Genomic DNA, 16,949 nt, shown 5'->3' with positions numbered 1-16,949 from the left:
GCAGTCGATGACCAATACCCTGACAACCGATGTGAACGCGACCGTTGCGCAGATCCATCGACTGGAAGAAGCCGGTGCGGATATCGTTCGTGTATCCTGCCCGGATCGGGAATCAACCGCGGCCCTGAAAGACATCATCAAACAGGTGCATGTCCCGATCGTGGCCGACATCCATTTCCATTACAAACGCGCGATTGAGGCCGCCGAGGCCGGCGCCGCATGCCTGCGGATCAACCCGGGCAATATCGGATCGACCGAACGTGTGCGTGAAGTTGTGAAGGCCGCCAAGGATCATGGCTGTTCAATGCGTATCGGTGTCAATGCCGGGTCGCTTGAAAAGGAACTGCTGGAACGTTACGGCGAACCGTGTCCTGAGGCGATGGTCGAAAGTGCTTTGAACCACGCCAAAATCCTTGAAGATCAGGATTTCCGTGAATTCAAAATCTCGGTCAAGGCGTCGGACGTGTTTCTGGCAGTTGCCGCCTATTACGGCCTGGCCGAGGCATGTGACTATCCGCTGCATCTTGGTATTACCGAGGCCGGTGGCCTGCGCGGTGGCACGGTGAAATCATCGATTGGCATGGGCAACCTGTTGTGGGCGGGTATCGGTGACACCTTGCGCGTTTCGCTGTCGGCCGACCCGGTCGAGGAAATACATGTTGGTTTTGATATCCTGAAGTCGCTTGGGCTTCGCACCCGTGGGGTTCAGATTATTTCCTGCCCGTCTTGCGCGCGTCAGGGCTTTAACGTGGTTGAAACCGTCGCAGAGCTTGAAAAGCGCCTTGCCCATATTTCCACCCCGATTTCGCTGTCGATCATTGGCTGTATCGTCAATGGTCCGGGCGAAGCGCGTGAAACCGATATCGGGCTGACCGGTGGCGGTGGTGGGAACCACAAGATGTATATTTCCGGCCGCCCGGATCACAATATCAGCACGGAAAAGATGGTCGACCATATCGTCGAACTGGTCGAAGAACGTGCCGCCAAGATCGAAGCCGAAGAAGCCGCCAAGAAAACCGCGGCGGAGTAGCAAAGCTTTATTGAGTACTTTTGGCTTTCCGCCACACCGGCGGAAAGCTATTTTCATGTTCGCATGTGTTTGCGCCGATTGATGTTTCGCGCAAATATCTGGAATTCAAGTTAGATCGGAGACCCAAAGTGGCATCGCTTCAACCCGTCCGTGGCACGCACGACCTTCTGCCGGAACAGAACCGTCTGCAGGATTACATCGCGAATACCGCACGCGAAATCGGCGAGTTGTACGGCTACCATCGCATGACCACGCCGATCTTCGAATTTACCGAGGTGTTTGCACGCACCCTTGGCGACACGTCCGACGTCGTCACCAAGGAAATGTACACCTTTGAGGATCGCGGCGGCGAACAGATCACGCTGCGTCCCGAAGGAACGGCGGGTATTGCGCGTGCCTATATTTCCAATGGTATGCAGCAGATGTCACCGGTCAAGGTCAGCTATTATGGCCCGATGTTCCGGTATGAACGCCCGCAAAAAGGCCGTCAGCGCCAGTTCCACCAGATCGGTGCCGAACTGCTTGGCGTCGAACAGGTCGCGGGCGATATCGAAATGATCGGCTATGGCGCGCATATCCTAAAGGCCCTTGGTCTTTGGGACAGCATCACGCTTGAGCTTAACACCCTTGGTGATCCGGAAAGCCGTGCGGCGTATCGCGATGTGCTGGTTGATTACTTCAAGGGCCATTTTGACAAGCTGTCGGAAGACAGCCGTTCGCGTCTTGAAAAGAACCCGCTCCGTATCCTTGATTCCAAGGACGAAGGCGATCGCGAACTGGTGGCCAATGCGCCGCTGTTTGCCGAATACCTCAACGAGCATTCCAAGGAATTCTTCAAGGGCCTGACCGAGGGGCTTGGCGATATTGGCATCAATTACGAGCTGAACCCGCGTCTGGTGCGTGGTCTTGATTATTACTGCCACACCTGTTTCGAGTTCACTACCAACACCCTTGGTGCACAGGGTACTGTCATGGCCGGTGGCCGTTATGACGGACTGATTTCGACCATGGGTGGTCCGCAGACGGCCGGTGTTGGCTGGGCAGCCGGTGTTGAACGCCTGGCATTGATGGTGGGCGAAGCCCCGGCGGGTGCACGCCCCGTGGCACTGATCCCGATGGGCGACGCGGCCGAGGCCAAATGTCGCACCCTTGCCCAGACACTGCGTGAAGCGGGTGTCGCGGTCGAGCTTGGCTATTCCGGCAACATGAAAAAGCGCATGAAGCGAGCGGACAAGGCCAATGCCTGCAAGGCCGTTATCCTTGGGGATGATGAACTTGCCAAGGGTGTGGCCCAGTTGCGTGACCTTGACAGTGGCGAGCAGCAGGAAGTGGCGCTTGATCAACTGGCTGATGTGATCGGCAAAAAGTGAGAATGGTGTGACGGACGCGATTTCGCATGAGGATGCCGGGGATTGGCCGCTGGATCGCCTGATGGTGATCGGCACCAATCATCGGCGCTCAAGCGAGGATACCCGCGACCGTCTCTTCATCGAAGAAGCCCGTCTGCCACAGTTTTTGGCCGCCATTGAACAGGCCCGTCTCGGTCAGGCGGTTGTCGTTTCGACCTGCAATCGCACCGAAGTGCATCTTTTGGCGTCCGAGGCCGAACGCGGGCGTGAACGCCTGATTGATCTGATGTCGCTATGGGCGGATCTGGATCGGGATCAGCTTGCGACCGAACTTTACATTCGGTCTGGCCGGGATGCGCTTCGCCATATGTTTGCCGTTGCGGCGTCACTCGACAGTCTGGTGATTGGCGAACCCGAAGTTTTTGGTCAGGTCAAGGATGCGCACCGGATCGCGCGCAAGCATGATCTGGTCGGGCGTGAGTTGGAGCTGGTCTATCAAACTGCCTATGCCATTGCCAAAAAGGTCCGCAATCAGACCGGGATCGGGCAGGGGGCTGTATCAATTGCTGCTGCTGCGCAATCGGTTGCGCGCGACCTGCATGGGGATCTTGGCGACTGTACCCTGCTTTTGGCGGGGGCTGGCGACATGGGGGAACTGATCGCCGCATCGCTGGCCGAACGCGGTATCGGACGCATTCTGGTGACGGATCGCTTGGCAGCCCGTGCGCGTCTGGTGGCGCGCAGGCTGGATTGCCACTGGTCGGAAATCGATGATCTGGACCGGCTTCTGGCCGAGGCGGACCTTGTTCTGACGGCAGGCGGATCGCGGCGTTACATGATCGACAAGGATCGTGCGATGGCGGCGGTCAAACGTCGCCGGTTCCGCCCGGTTCTGATGATTGATACGGCCGTGCCGGGGGATATTGATCCGCAGGTCGACGAGATTGACGAGGTTTTCTTTTACCGGATCGAGGATCTGGAAAAGATCGCTGCCGAAGGGCGCGGCGGCCGTGAAGAAAAGGCTGATCAGGCCTGGGCGTTGATCGAAGCGGAAATTGATAATTTTGTGCGCGACCGTGCGCAGCGCGCAGCCGTGCCGGCAATCGCCGATCTGCGCAAACGATTTGAAGCGGTACGCGCAGATGCGCTGGCCGAAAGTCATGGGGACGCGGAAAAGGCGACAAGGCTTTTGATCAATCGCCTTTTGCATACGCCGACACAGGCATTGAAAGATTTGGCGACGACAACAGACGGTGCGGGCACCGTGGAATGGGTCAAGGCCCAGAAACTGTTGTCGCGCCTGTTTGAACTTGAAGACAAGCCGCTTGGCCGCGATGACGTGCCGGGCGACCCTGAACAGGAGAATAAAGAGTGAGTTTGGACCTTGGGAAACTCGAAGGCGTTACACGCCGGTTTGACGAACTCAATTCGCTTCTTTCAAGCGGAGAGCTTGATGGGGATGGCTTTTCCAAGCTGTCGCGCGAACATGCAGAACTGGCCCCGGTGGTCGAGGCGATCGAAGCGTATAAAAAGCTTCTGAACGATCTGGAAGAAGCCGAGGAAATCCTGGCCGATCCGGCAAGCGATCGCGATATGCGCGAAATGGCCGAGGCCGAAAAATACGACATTCAGGATAAACTGCCCGAGGCAGAGCGTCAGATGAAGCTGATGCTGATCCCGAAAGATACAGCCGACACCAAGAACGCCATCCTTGAAATTCGCGCAGGCACCGGCGGGGAGGAAGCCGCCCTGTTTGCCGCCGATTTGTATCGCATGTATCAGCGTTATGCCGAAGGCCGCGGCTGGAAGTTCGAACAGATGGATGCCAGCGAAAACGATCTTGGCGGGTTCAAGGAAGTGATTGTCAACGTATCGGGTACCGATGTGTTCGCACGCCTGAAATTTGAAAGTGGCGTGCACCGCGTGCAGCGCGTGCCGGTGACCGAAGGTGGTGGGCGTATTCATACCTCGGCTGCGACCGTGGCCGTGCTGCCAGAGGCCGAAGAAGTCGACATCAAGATCGATCCCAAGGATCTGCGTATTGATACCTATCGATCGCAGGGCGCGGGTGGCCAGCACGTTAACACCACCGATAGTGCCGTGCGCATTACCCATATTCCGACCGGTGTGGTTGCCGCCAGTCAGGAAGCAAAGTCGCAACACAAGAACAAAGAAAAAGCGATGAAGATGCTGATGTCGCGTCTTTATGATCAGGAACGCGAAAGCAAAGACAGCGAACGTGCGGCTGACCGTAAATCACAGGTCGGATCAGGCGACCGTTCGGAACGCATTCGCACCTATAACTTCCCGCAAGGGCGCGTGTCCGATCATCGCATCAACCTTACACTTTATCGGTTGGATGATTTTATTGCCGGTGGTCCGGCGGTTGATGAAATGATCGATGCCCTGATCGCCGAAGAGCAGGCCCAGAAGCTTGCCGAAATTGAAAGCTGATCATGCCTTCTGACACCCCATCGACCCTTGGCAGCCTGATGGCTGAGGCCGTCGCGGCCTTAACCGATGCTGGTATTGAAAACCCGCGAATGGATGCGCGTATTCTTCTGGCGCGCGCCGCGGGTGTTGATGGGGGCCGGATCAGTGCATGGCCCGAAGATATTGTGCCTGATGACAAGGCGGAAACCTTTCGGGGCATGATTGCGCGCCGCGTCGGGCATGAACCGGTCGGTCGTATCTTGGGTGAACGCGATTTCTGGCGCCATACTTTCAAGCTGTCACCCGAAACGCTTGAGCCCCGCCCCGATAGTGAAACACTTGTCGAATGGGCGATTGATTTCCTTGAGGATGCCGATGCCCCGAGGATTGTTGATTTCGGCTCCGGGACGGGGTGTTTGTTGTTGTCCGCGATTGGCGATCTGCCAGGCGCGACGGGTATCGGACTTGATCTAAGCGACGGTGCGGTGGCCTGTGCGCGCGAAAATGCCAAGCTGCTTGAGCTTGATGACAGCGTCGAATTCCGCGTCTCGGATTGGGACAGTGCCCTTGATGACAAAGACCGGGCAGAGGGATTTGACCTTGTGATGTCAAACCCGCCCTACATCACCGCCGACGAGATGACGACCCTGTCGCCGGAGGTGCAAAAGTTTGACCCCCGCCTTGCCCTGACCGATGAGGGGGATGGATTGGCGGCCTATCGCGTTTTATCGCGTGTTGCGTTTGATCTGGCAAAGCCCGGCGGTTTCGTCATCTTTGAAATCGGTCGCGGGCAGGAAAAGGATGTCGGTCAGATGTTGGTTGAGGCCGGTTTTGTCGGGGTGGAGTATCGCGAAGACCTTGGCGGAATTGTCCGCTGCGTCGCGGCAAAGAAAACCCGCTGTTCCGTCGGACGTTGCGTAATCTGATATTTCCGCACCTGTGATGTAAAAAAAGCGCAGGCGAGTGAAAAAAACAGTTGGAATAACCGATCAAGCCATATAGGTTGAATCGAACGGGCCGGGTGCCCAACGCGCTTATGAAAGCGCCGTGTTCCCCTGTAAACAGTCGACAATCTCCGTTCCTTTCAAGGTTCCCGGCAGGTTTGTAAAAATAATGCCGTGATCGGCGCTGTTTAGCGGGAAATATGTTTTTCAGACGGAGTGGTTCCGGAGCCGATGATGCTACCGGATTGTCCTTCAACACCAAAGTCATGTTGATATGAGAAATAACAATAAACGTCCGCGCGGACGGCAACAGTCGAATAAACGTCCAGTAAATCCAAAATTTCAGAATTTTGACAGTAATGGACCGGACGGCCGCGTACGCGGTAACGCCCAACAGGTCTATGAAAAATACATTTCCCTTGCGAAGGATTGCACCGACGATCCGGTTCTTGCGGAAAACTTCTATCAGCACGCGGAACATTACCACCGCATCCTTCAGGCTGCCCAGGAATGGGAAAACCAGCGCCGTGAGGAACGTGGTGGTGACAACAATCGTCAGCGCAACAATCGTGGCCGTGACGACCGCAGTGATGGCCAGTCAAATCAGAACGATGATCAACAGGGTGACGCCAACGAAAACGCAGACTCTGCGTCAAACAATGGCGATGAAAACACCCCGGTAGAGGCAGAAAACACTTCTGCTGAAACGTCGGATGATGATGGTGGCCGTCCGAAACGCACGCCGCGTGCGCGTCGTTCGGATGCACGTGGTCCGGGCCGTGGTCGTCCGCGGAAATCAGATGATGACGCCAGCGCAGAGGAAAGCGCACCGGCAGAAGCATCTGGTGATGATGCACCGGCAAGTGCCGACAAAACCGACACTGCAGAGCAGGGCGAAGACGGTGAAAAGAAACCGCGCCGTGCCGCAAGCGGTACTGCACGTACCCGTGGCCGCCATCCGACGGCCCGCCGCGGTCGTAGCCGTGCAGCAGGTCGCGATGACGAAGAAGGTGCCACCTCTGACGAAGGATCCGAGCCGGTTTCGGCCTGATCTGACCCGAGGCGGTCTTTCAACATGACAAACACCCCTGCAAGCCCGTCGCTTGCAGGGGTGTTGTCGTTTGGAACATCTGTAAAACCACGCATTCCCCCAAAGACTCAGTGCTTTAAGGGTCGTAAAACTGTATAAGCATATAATTGAACATCCCGTGCAACCTTCGATTATTTTTCGCGCGGGTGCAGGGACAAATCATCAATAAAACCGTGGAAGCAAGATCGGGATAAAAGAACCGGCGTCTTTTCACGGTGCAGGCGCATTCGTGGGGAGTGATAGATGGGGACTGGCTTATTTCGGGTCGTCATGGTTTTGCTGTGGGCTCTTGGCGGTATGGTTATCGCCCTTGGGCTGTTTAACGGTGATTACGAGTTGGCTCTTCTGGGGGCTGTCTGTTTCATCGTCCCGATGTTCATTCCGCTGGTTGTCATCATCCTGAACCGAATGAAGCCATCATCATCGTCCAAATCGCAAAAGAAGAAACTGGGCGGAAAAGGATCTGGTGGTCGCGGCGAGGGCGCGTGGGCCACTCTTGAAGACCTTAATGGTCGCAAGCTGCTTGAAAGCAATCCGTCCTTCGTTCTGGGGCGTTGGGGCGAGGACAAGCGCCTGATCGGGGCCAAGGGCCTTAAGCGGGTGATTACCTTTTCAACCAAACCCGAAGAATTCTATCGCGCTTCGGCAGAGCCAAACGCGCTTTTGCACACCGGCAACCTGTTTGTCTATGAGCGCCATGGCAGCATCTTTCGCGCCATTCATGATCGCCGTACCAAGCTTGGGCAAAGACTGATTGTCATTGATCCGCACAAACAAACCGGTGTCGAAACCCAACAGTTCAATCCGTTCGATTTCATCCGCCAGCAGGGGGAAGGAATGATCACCGATACCGGCTTTATCGCCGATACGCTTTTGGCGCCGGTATTTGTCAAGGAGCTCGATGAACAGGAAGTCCGTATCGCACGGACGTTGTTGCAGGGCTTTATCGTTTACACGATCCAGCGCAGTGCCAAGGAAGACCGCAACCTTGCCGAGGTACGTCGCAACCTGACTATGCCATCGCACCGGTTCTACAAAACCCTTGAAGAACTGATGGGGATTGAGTCTGTGGATGGCCGCATATCCGAGGTCGCGCTGAATATCCTTGATATGACCGAAGATCAGCGGATGAAGATCATCGAGGCCTGCCGTGCGGCCACCGAAGAATTCGACAATCCGCAAATCGCACGTCTGGTCAGCAAAAGCAGCTTCACACTTGAAGACATCACCAGTGGCCCGGTTTCGATCTTTATCGTTGGTCAGCTTGGCGGTGATAACCCGGAAGTTCAGCCATCCTTTAGCCGCGTGATGCTGACAGGGATGATGAACCTGCTTAATCAGCGTGGCTGGAAATCGGGCGATCCTGAATTTCTGGTCTTGTTGGATGGGATCGAAAATGTTGGCCGGATGCCCTTGTTCGAGCGCCTTCTGGGCGGTGGATACGGCGAGGACATGATCGTCTGGCCGGGGTTCTCTGGTGTCAGCGGCCTGATGGATGTTTGCCTGAACTGGGAAAATGTCGTCGGCCGGGTGGACGCTATTTCGGTTCTGAGCCAGGAAGGGGCATTTAACCTGGATTGGGTTTCGGGCCTGACGGCAATGTCGAAATTTGATGACACCGGCGGTGGAAAGGATACCAGCCGCCCGGTGCATTTACGGTCTCAGGATAATCAGCCCATCCTGCGATCAGCCGAAGTGGCGCGCTTCCCCAAGGAAGAACAGATTTTGTTCCGCAAGGGATGCCCGCCCATTCGTGCGCACCGCATTGATTGGTATCACGACGAGATGTTCAAGGGCATCGCCGTACACGCCCCGACATTCAATTCCGGCAACTGATAACGGCCCTTAGGTGACGGTCACGGTCAGCTTGTCACCCGGTGTGATCATGCCATCTTCAAGCGCTTCGATGTAAATCCCCATATAAAGGTGGTTTACCCCTTTGCGCAGCATTAGCGGCACGTTGATGTCGGAAATCGCCGTGTCGGGATTAACGCTTGTTGCCTTGCAGCGCGTGATCGGATGGACGACGCGGAACGACACATCATTGATCTTGATGATCTTGTCTTCGTTCCATTCAAGCTCTTTCCATGGCTCCAGCCCATCAATCAACAGGTTGCCGCGAAAACGCATCGGATCGATTTCGCTTTGCACGATGCGCGACCCGAAATCACGGATCGATGCCAGGTTCAGCAGCGATATGTAAGGTTCTTTCATGTCGCCGAAATTCGTATCGGGGACTGAATAGATCTTGGGCGTGCCAGCGATCTCGTTTTTCAGAAACGCCTTGAGGAAATCCTCAACCACGGTGCGGCCCATGCTATCGTCCAGCTTGCCTTTGCAGATGGCGCGGCCATTTCGAAGGATGGTCAGGGTGCAGGTGGCGTCGTCATATTCGGTGCCGATTTCAGCCAGCTTGGGCGTGTTGACCAATTGCAGGAAATTGCTTTTGCGGGCCCATTCGTGAACGCCTTCCTGTCCGACAGATGATTGGGTGGCAATCACAAAGCGACGATCATCGGTAATCATGTGGTGTGCGCTGATTTTTGCCTGTTTAAGGTCAACACCGCGCATTCCCTTGACCGGGTATCTTTTGATGGCTTTGAGTTCGATCGTCATGATCACTATTCCTGTATGGCGCTTTGGCATGCCGGAAAAACGGGACGAATGGCATGTCTGGTTCGTTTGTTCGGGCGACGTTAGAACGTTGTTTTGCCAAGGGCAACCCCCGAAGGGACTGGCTGGCAATGTCATTAGTTCAGTATCCTCATATGATATCTAGAATAATGACAGAAAGTTGTGCTGCGGTGCACAAATAATTCTTGCAACTTTTGTAGGGGTATATGGTTGCAAACACGCTAGACTGAGACATATCAATGTTGTCGCTGTCGAAATAATCTATAATTTTAGAATTCGGTAATGACACCAATGCCGTGGACGCTTCCAAGAAGGTCCACATCGTTTGAATACTGTTGGCTCAAGGAGTGACAGGAATGGAATTTGAAAACTTTACGGATCGGTCAAAAGGTTTTCTGCAATCAGCGCAATCGCTTGCGTTGCGTGAAAACCATCAGCAATTTGTCCCGATTCATCTACTTAAGGTGCTGCTTGACGACGAAGAAGGTCTGGCAGCCAATCTGATCAAGGCATCCGGTGGTAAGCCAAAGCTTGCCCAGGAACGTTGCGCGCAGGAACTGGCAAAATTGCCAAAGGTTTCCGGCGGCAATGGTCAGATTTATCTTTCATCAGAATTTGCCCGCCTGATCGATCAGGCACAGGAAGTCGCCAAGAAGGCCGGTGACAGCTTTGTCACGGCTGAACGGTTGCTTTTGACCATTGCACTTGATCCGAAGTCAACCGCGGGCAAGGTACTGGCCGATGCCGGTGTTACGGCACAGGCGCTGAACGGTGCGATCAATGACATCCGCAAGGGCCGCACGGCCGATAGTGCGGGTGCCGAAAACCAGTATGACGCGCTTAAGAAATATGCCCGTGACCTGACCGAGGCGGCGCGCGAAGGTAAACTTGATCCGGTCATTGGCCGTGATGAGGAAATCCGTCGTGCGGTGCAGGTTCTGTCACGCCGGACCAAGAACAACCCGGTTCTGATCGGTGAGCCCGGGGTTGGTAAAACCGCAATTGCCGAAGGTCTGGCACTACGTATCGTCAAGGGTGACGTTCCCGAAACGCTTAAGGACAAGAAACTTCTGTCGCTTGACCTCGGGGCGTTGATTGCCGGTGCGAAATTCCGTGGTGAATTTGAAGAACGCCTTAAAGCGGTCCTGAGCGAGATTGAATCCGAGGCCGGTCAGGTCGTCCTTTTCATTGACGAATTGCACACCCTTGTCGGGGCTGGTAAGGCCGAAGGGTCGATGGATGCATCGAACCTTTTGAAACCGGCTTTGGCCCGTGGCGAGCTGCACTGTGTGGGTGCGACGACTTTGGATGAATACCGTCAGCATATTGAAAAGGACGCGGCCCTTGCCCGTCGTTTCCAGCCGGTATTTGTCAGCGAGCCGTCGGTTTCTGACACGGTATCAATCCTGCGCGGGATCAAGGACAAGTACGAGCTTCATCACGGGGTTCGTATTGCCGATGCCGCACTGGTCGCAGCAGCCACATTGTCGAACCGTTACATCACGGATCGGTTCCTGCCCGACAAAGCGATTGATTTGATGGACGAAGCATCATCGCGTCTGCGCATGGAGCTTGATTCCAAGCCAGAGGAAATCGACGAACTGGATCGCCGGATCATCCAGCTCAAGATCGAGCGGGAAGCGCTCAAGAAAGAGCAGGATAGCGCATCCAAGGACCGTCTTGGCCGTCTGGAAAAGGAACTGGCCGAGCTGGAAGGCAAATCGGCTGAGCTGACCGCGAAGTGGGAAGCCCAGAAGAAGGAGCTTGCCGCATCGACCCACATCAAGGAACAGCTTGATCAGGCGCGTGGTGAACTTGAACGTGCGATGCGCGATGGCAAGCTTGATCGCGCCGGACAGCTTCAATACGAAGAAATTCCGGCGCTTCTGGCGCTGCTTGAAAAAGCGGAAAACGATCCGTCGCGTGGCATCAAGGAAGAAGCGGTTACCGAAAAGCACATCGCGTCCGTGGTTTCGCGTTGGACCGGTATTCCGGTCGACAAGATGCTCGAGGGTGAGCGTGAAAAGCTTCTTGAAATGGAAGACACGCTGCGCAAACGGGTTGTCGGTCAGGATGATGCCGTTCGATCAATATCGAACGCGGTGCGCCGTGCGCGCGCAGGTCTGCAGGATCCAAACCGACCGATTGGTTCGTTCCTGTTCCTTGGTCCGACGGGTGTCGGTAAAACCGAGCTGACAAAGGCGCTTGCCCAGTTCCTGTTTGATGATGAACAGGCCATGGTGCGGATTGATATGTCCGAATTCATGGAAAAGCATGCGGTGGCCCGCCTGATCGGTGCGCCTCCGGGCTATGTCGGCTATGAGGAAGGTGGTTCCCTGACCGAGGCGGTGCGTCGTCGTCCGTATCAGGTTGTCCTGTTTGACGAGGTCGAAAAGGCACATCCCGATGTGTTTAACGTCCTTCTGCAGGTTCTTGACGAAGGTCGCCTGACCGATGGACAGGGCCGTGTTGTGGATTTCCGCAACACGCTGATTATTCTGACTTCGAACCTGGGCGGGGAAATCCTTGCCAATCAGGAACCGGGTCATGACAGCGGCGAAGTCCGGGCCCAGGTCATGGAAATTGTTCGGGCATCGTTCCGTCCGGAATTCCTCAACCGTCTGGATGAAACCATCCTGTTCCATCGTTTGCATCGCGATCAGATGAGCAAGATTGTCGATATCCAGCTTGCTCGCCTTGATAAGTTGCTGGTGGATCGGAAGATCACCCTGAAACTTGATGATGCCGCCAAGGACTGGTTGGCTGAAAAAGGCTATGACCCGGTTTACGGTGCCCGTCCGCTCAAACGCGTGATCCAGCGTTATCTGCAGAACCCGCTGGCGATGCAGATCCTCGAAGGCGGGATCAAGGATGGTGACACTGTTCCGGTTTCGACCGAAGCCAATGACCTTTTGCTTAATGGTAAAAAGGTCGAGGTTGTTGAATAAGGTCGGCTGATACCTCACATGCAAAACCCCGGTTGGTTAACCGGGGTTTTGTCTTTTTCGGGCCATGTTTTTTGGCCATTGTCTTGTTTGTTTATACACAACAATCAAAAACCGCAGGGCTGTTCATGCGCAAACGCAATTCCAATTTCCTTTTGAAAACCGGTGCTGTGGCACTTGTCATGGGTGTTATGGCTGCCGGTGCAATCGTTCCCGCAAATGCCCAGTCGTTCTTTGACAAGGCCAAAGAGGCCCTTGGCGATGCGATGAATTCATCGGGATCGGGAAGCCCGTCAAGCAGCGGTTCTGGCGTTTCCGCACTTTCATCCGACACGGTCGAGCAGGGCTTGAAACAGGCGCTTGATATGGGTGTGGAACTGGTCACCGACCAACTTGGCGCGGTTGATGGTTTTAACGCCGATCCGGTTGCGCATATTCCATTGCCCGACGAAGTTCAGACCGCACAGAAATTGTTAAGCGCGGCGGGGCTTGGCAGCTATGCCGATGAAATCGAATTGCGCATGAACCGCGCGGCTGAACAGACCATGCAGGATGCTGGGGATATTCTGGTCAATGCGGTGCGCCAGATGACGGTCGCCGATGCCAAGGGCATTTTGCAGGGCCCGGATGATGCCGCGACCCAATATCTGCGCCGTGTGTCGGGCACTGATATCGAAGGTCGTCTCCGGCCAATGATCACCAATGCCCTGTCCGACACCGGGGCGTTATCGCTTTATGATCAGATGCTGGGGCAGTATGACCAACTGCCGTTTGTGCCGGATCTGAAGGCATCGCTGACGGATCACGCAACTGCCAAGGCGATGGATGGTTTGTTTCATTATATCGCCGTGCAGGAAGCCGATATCCGAAGCGATCCGACGCGATGGACCACCGATATCCTGAAAAAGGTCTTCTCAACTGTAAACTATGGGCGCGTCCCTTAGCGGTACTTTTCCGGCAACGGTTCCCAGCGATCGCGCATATCGGCAAGGGTTTCGTCGGGCACCATATGGATGCTGCCGAAACGGCCATGGCATTCGACAATCTGCAACAGAATGTCGTGCTTTTCCGCCATGTCGATATAGGCCTTCATTTCCCAGAAACGGGTGAAGGTGTTGGACACAACAACGTCATATCCCTCGGACAGGGCGTTATGGCATTCGGCTTCGCAGCGGGCGTGGGTTTGCGACAGTCGGGTGCCGTCAAACTCGTAAAACCCTTCATGGTCGACCATGAACATGTCGGCTTCCAGATGGACCGCACCGGTTGCCTGACAGAGGTTTTTGGCCAGCGTCGATTTGCCTGATCCGGGAAGACCCCGGACCAGGGTAAGGGTTTGTTTGATTTCTTTGGGGCGGGTCATCGTCAATCTGGTCTGTGGTTTGGCTTGTTATTGGCCGCTGCGCTTACGCTGATAAAGGCCATCAAGCTGCTTGGCATAGGCTTCGCGGATTTTGTGGCGACGGATTTTCATCGACGGCGTCAGCATTTCGTTGTCGATGGTAAAGGCTGCTTCGGCAAACATGAAGCTGCGTACCTTTTCAATGGTCGACAGGCGTTGATTGACGTGATCAATCGCAGTGCGGATGACTTTGCGGAATTCTTCGTTTTTGCCAAGGGCTTCAATATCATTCGATAGCCCGTTATCGCGGGCAAATTCGCGCATGAAGTCTTCGTCGGGCCAGACAACCGCAACCAGATAGGGTTTGTCATCGCCATAGACCATGGCTTGTGAAATCTCCGTCTCGAGCGTCATCAGGCCTTCGATCCGCTGCGGCGAGATGTTGTCGCCACCGGAATTGACGATGATGTCCTTCTTGCGATCCGTGATCATCAGGCTGCCCTGTTCATCGAACTTGCCGATGTCACCGGTATGCAGCCAGCCATCAATGATTGCGGCGGCTGTCACGTCGGGCAGGTTCCAGTAACCCTTCATCATGCTTTCGCCGCGCAGCAGGATTTCGCCATCTTCGGCGATTTTGACCTCGGCACCTACCATCGGCGGGCCGACCGTGCGCAGTTTGTTGTTTTCGGCGCGGTTGCACGAAACCACCGGGGCAAATTCGGTCTGGCCATAGCCCTGAAGAATGCGAATGCCGCAAGACACAAACAGAACACCGAGTTCATAATTCAGCGGTCCGCCGCCCGATACCATGGCCTTGATCCGGCCGCCAAAGCGCTGGCGCAGCTTGCGACGCAGAAGCAGCTCACAGGCAAAATTCTGAAACTTTTCAAGCAGGTTAAGCCGTTCGCCTTCGTAATTCTTGCGGCCCAAGCGCAGGGTCAGGTCAAACAGCTTTTGCTTGAAACCGCCATCTTTTTCGACCATGCGGCTCATGCGTTGATAAAGCATTTCATACAGGCGCGGCACAGCCGTCATGATGGTCGGGCGGACTTCGGCCAGGTTGGCCGCCAGTTTATCAAGTCCCTCGGCATAATAGATCTGGGCATCAATACTGATCGGGAAATAAAGCCCCGCAGTATGTTCATAGGAATGCGACAGCGGCAGGAAGGACAGGAAGATTTCCTCATCAATGCCAAGGGTTTCAATGATGTCAAACGCACCCATGCAGTTCGACAGGATCGCCCCGTGGCTTAGCATCACGCCCTTGGGCGAGCCGCCGGTGCCGGATGTATAAATCAGGCAGGCAAGATCATCGCGTTTGATCGTTGAAATCCAGGCATCAACGTCATGGGTTAGGCCGCGCCCCTTGGCAATCAGATCGTCCCAGCGTGAAATGGTGATATCACCAACAAAGCTTTGGCCCCATTCTTCCATCATGATCGCATGGCGGCAGCGCCCGCTATCAAGGGCGGCGTGCAGGAAGGGCTGGGCAAGTTTCTTGGTCGAGATAATGGCAATCGCTGCACCACTGTCTTCGATCGCGTGAAGGTGGTCGCGCTCGGTATTGGTGGTGTAGGCCGGAACGGTCATTGCGCCAACGCACATGATGGCAAGGTCGGCTATACCCCATTCGGTGCGGTTTTCTGACACCAGCAAAACCCGGTCACCGGGACGCACACCAATGTCATACAGGGCACGTGCAAGTGCGCGGACCTGATCGGCGGCCTCTTGCCAGGTGGTGGGGACAAATTCCTTGCCTTCGGGGTCCTTGGTCCAAAGAAACGGCGTATCGCCATGTTTCTTCGCCTTGTCGAAAAACATGGTCGGCAAGTTTTGCCAGTCGGCATAATCCTGCAAACTCGTCATGACGTTTCCTTGCCTCACTTTTTGATCCCGGGAACGGGCAATCTTTGTGCTGCCCTGATGGGGACGTTGCAATAAACCTTATACCTGCACAACGGCCGCGCAGATTGGAATAAACGAACGTTCCAAGATGAATTTGTTATCAGGGATTGCACAATTGCGCAGCCTGAAAATGACATTTTAAAGTCCGAATTGTCACCGATATCACAGCAACGTGCGTTTCAATGCCTTGTTCCGGTGTAACTGTACTGCAAATTGCAGTTTGTTTGGGCTGGATATGGCTTTGCGGTTGTCGATGGTGCAAGGAACGATATGATCGACCCAGCAATTTGAAACCGTATCTGTCAACAGGTCTGGTGCTATGGCTTTGACAGGCTATATATCGGGTCAGGATGATCAAAGAGACTGTCTGGAGGACAAATGAACGCGATCAACAAGAATTTGCCGACCTGGGATCTGACCGATCTCTATAACGATCTGAAAGACCCGAATATTCGGCGCGATCTTGATGATGCCAAAAGCCGCTCTCAGGCGTTCCAGAAAAGCTATCAGGGCAAACTCAATGACCTGTCGGGTGATGAACTGGCAGCTGCCATTGTCGAATACGAAGCCATCAGCGAGATTTGCGGCAAGATCGGCTCGTTCGCCCAGCTTAAATATGCCGGGGATAGCTCGGACGCGGCCATCGGCCAGTTCTATCAGTTCGTTCAGGAAGAAATGACCGGCATTTCCAGCCTGTCGCTGTTCTTTGGTCTTGAGATTAACCGGATCGAAGAAGCATCGCTGGATGCGAAATACGAACAAAGCGAAGCGCTTCGTCGTTATCGCCCGTGGCTTGACGAAAACCGTGCCTTCCGCCCGCATCAGCTGTCCGACGAGGTTGAGCAGGTTCTGCACGAACGCCGCGTAGCCGGATCAGCCGCATGGGTGCGCCTGTTTGATCAGACCATGGCAGAGCTTCGCTTCCCGATTGATGGTGAAGAACTGACCATGTCAGATGCCGCCAACATGCTGTCTTCAAGCAAGGTCGAAGACCGCAAGAAAGCCGCGAAATCAATCGGCGACGTTCTGGGCAAGAACATCAAGCTTCTGGCGCACATCACCAATACCCTTGCCAAGGACAAGGAAATTGATGACCGCCTGCGCAAATTCGCAACCCCGGTATCGTCGCGCAACCTGTCCAACCAGGTCGAGGACGAGGTTGTCGATGCGCTCAATACCGCCGTTAAAAACAGCCATGCCGACCTGTCGCACCGTTATTACCGCCTGAAAGCAAAGTGGTTCGGTGTCGATCAGCTTGATTACTGGGATCGCAA

The 16,949-nt window shown here is 55.0% G+C and carries 12 protein-coding genes and 1 pseudogene; 10 read left to right on the top strand and 3 right to left on the bottom strand.

The genetic code is table 11. The annotated features are described in order from the left end of the window. The 7 genes from ispG to B3Z49_RS14720 all read left to right on the top strand — a co-directional run. A partial coding sequence (gene ispG, locus B3Z49_RS14750; RefSeq protein WP_296992256.1) for a flavodoxin-dependent (E)-4-hydroxy-3-methylbut-2-enyl-diphosphate synthase occupies window positions 1-1,030 on the top strand: 1,030 nt, incomplete at its 5' end. Window positions 1,031-1,158: 128 nt separating this feature from the next. Then, window positions 1,159-2,400 (top strand): histidine--tRNA ligase, encoded by a 1,242-nt coding sequence (gene hisS, locus B3Z49_RS14745; RefSeq protein WP_040824508.1) that lies wholly within the window; start codon window positions 1,159-1,161, stop codon window positions 2,398-2,400. Window positions 2,401-2,407: 7 nt separating this feature from the next. Next, window positions 2,408-3,754, top strand: a complete 1,347-nt coding sequence (gene hemA / locus B3Z49_RS14740; RefSeq protein WP_064779486.1) for a glutamyl-tRNA reductase — start codon at window positions 2,408-2,410, stop codon at window positions 3,752-3,754. Continuing rightward, the gene (gene prfA / locus B3Z49_RS14735; protein ID WP_296992251.1) at window positions 3,751-4,833 is read left to right on the top strand and encodes a peptide chain release factor 1; all 1,083 of its coding nucleotides are present in this window, start codon (window positions 3,751-3,753) and stop codon (window positions 4,831-4,833) included. The genes hemA and prfA overlap by 4 nt, the downstream gene beginning before the upstream one ends. A gap of 2 nt (window positions 4,834-4,835) precedes the next feature. After that, window positions 4,836-5,738 carry a peptide chain release factor N(5)-glutamine methyltransferase gene (gene prmC, locus B3Z49_RS14730; protein ID WP_296992249.1) on the top strand — a complete coding sequence of 301 codons (903 nt, stop codon included), beginning with the start codon at window positions 4,836-4,838 and terminating at the stop codon, window positions 5,736-5,738. A 292-nt stretch (window positions 5,739-6,030) separates the two neighbouring features. Beyond that, window positions 6,031-6,807, top strand: a complete 777-nt coding sequence (locus B3Z49_RS14725; RefSeq protein ID WP_296992247.1) for a DUF4167 domain-containing protein — start codon at window positions 6,031-6,033, stop codon at window positions 6,805-6,807. A 282-nt stretch (window positions 6,808-7,089) separates the two neighbouring features. After that, entirely contained in the window at window positions 7,090-8,682 is a 1,593-nt protein-coding gene (locus B3Z49_RS14720) for a type IV secretory system conjugative DNA transfer family protein (RefSeq protein WP_296992245.1), read from the top strand. A 9-nt stretch (window positions 8,683-8,691) separates the two neighbouring features. Here the strand turns inward: B3Z49_RS14720 and B3Z49_RS14715 are convergent, their stop codons facing one another. Continuing rightward, the gene (locus B3Z49_RS14715; protein ID WP_296992243.1) at window positions 8,692-9,462 is read right to left on the bottom strand and encodes an MOSC domain-containing protein; all 771 of its coding nucleotides are present in this window, start codon (window positions 9,460-9,462) and stop codon (window positions 8,692-8,694) included. 374 nt (window positions 9,463-9,836) lie between these two features. Here B3Z49_RS14715 and clpB point away from each other — a divergent pair, with 374 nt between their 5' ends. Both clpB and B3Z49_RS14705 read left to right on the top strand, forming a co-directional pair. Then, a complete protein-coding gene (gene clpB / locus B3Z49_RS14710) occupies window positions 9,837-12,428 on the top strand; it encodes an ATP-dependent chaperone ClpB (RefSeq protein ID WP_296992241.1) in 2,592 nt (863 codons plus the stop codon). 125 nt (window positions 12,429-12,553) lie between these two features. Then, window positions 12,554-13,369, top strand: coding sequence for a DUF4197 domain-containing protein (locus B3Z49_RS14705; protein ID WP_296992240.1), 816 nt, complete (start codon window positions 12,554-12,556; stop codon window positions 13,367-13,369). On the opposite strand, the gene B3Z49_RS14700 is transcribed toward B3Z49_RS14705, so the two are convergent. Continuing rightward, window positions 13,366-13,788, bottom strand: coding sequence for an ATP-binding protein (locus B3Z49_RS14700; protein WP_008891685.1), 423 nt, complete (start codon window positions 13,786-13,788; stop codon window positions 13,366-13,368). The genes B3Z49_RS14705 and B3Z49_RS14700 overlap by 4 nt on opposite strands. Window positions 13,789-13,815: 27 nt before the next feature. After that, complete coding sequence (locus tag B3Z49_RS14695) at window positions 13,816-15,636, bottom strand: AMP-dependent synthetase/ligase (protein WP_296992238.1); 1,821 nt, start codon at window positions 15,634-15,636, stop codon at window positions 13,816-13,818. A 417-nt stretch (window positions 15,637-16,053) separates the two neighbouring features. On the opposite strand from B3Z49_RS14695, the pseudogene B3Z49_RS14690 reads away from it, so the two are divergent. Further along, window positions 16,054-16,949 (top strand): annotated as a pseudogene (locus tag B3Z49_RS14690) (M3 family oligoendopeptidase); the annotation flags it as partial.

The sequence above is a fragment of the Thalassospira sp. UBA1131 genome (genome assembly GCF_002311515.1).
Lineage (GTDB): Bacteria > Pseudomonadota > Alphaproteobacteria > Rhodospirillales > Thalassospiraceae > Thalassospira.
The sequence above is the reverse complement of the archived record's forward strand: the minus strand, read 5'-3'. Positions and strand labels throughout refer to the sequence as shown.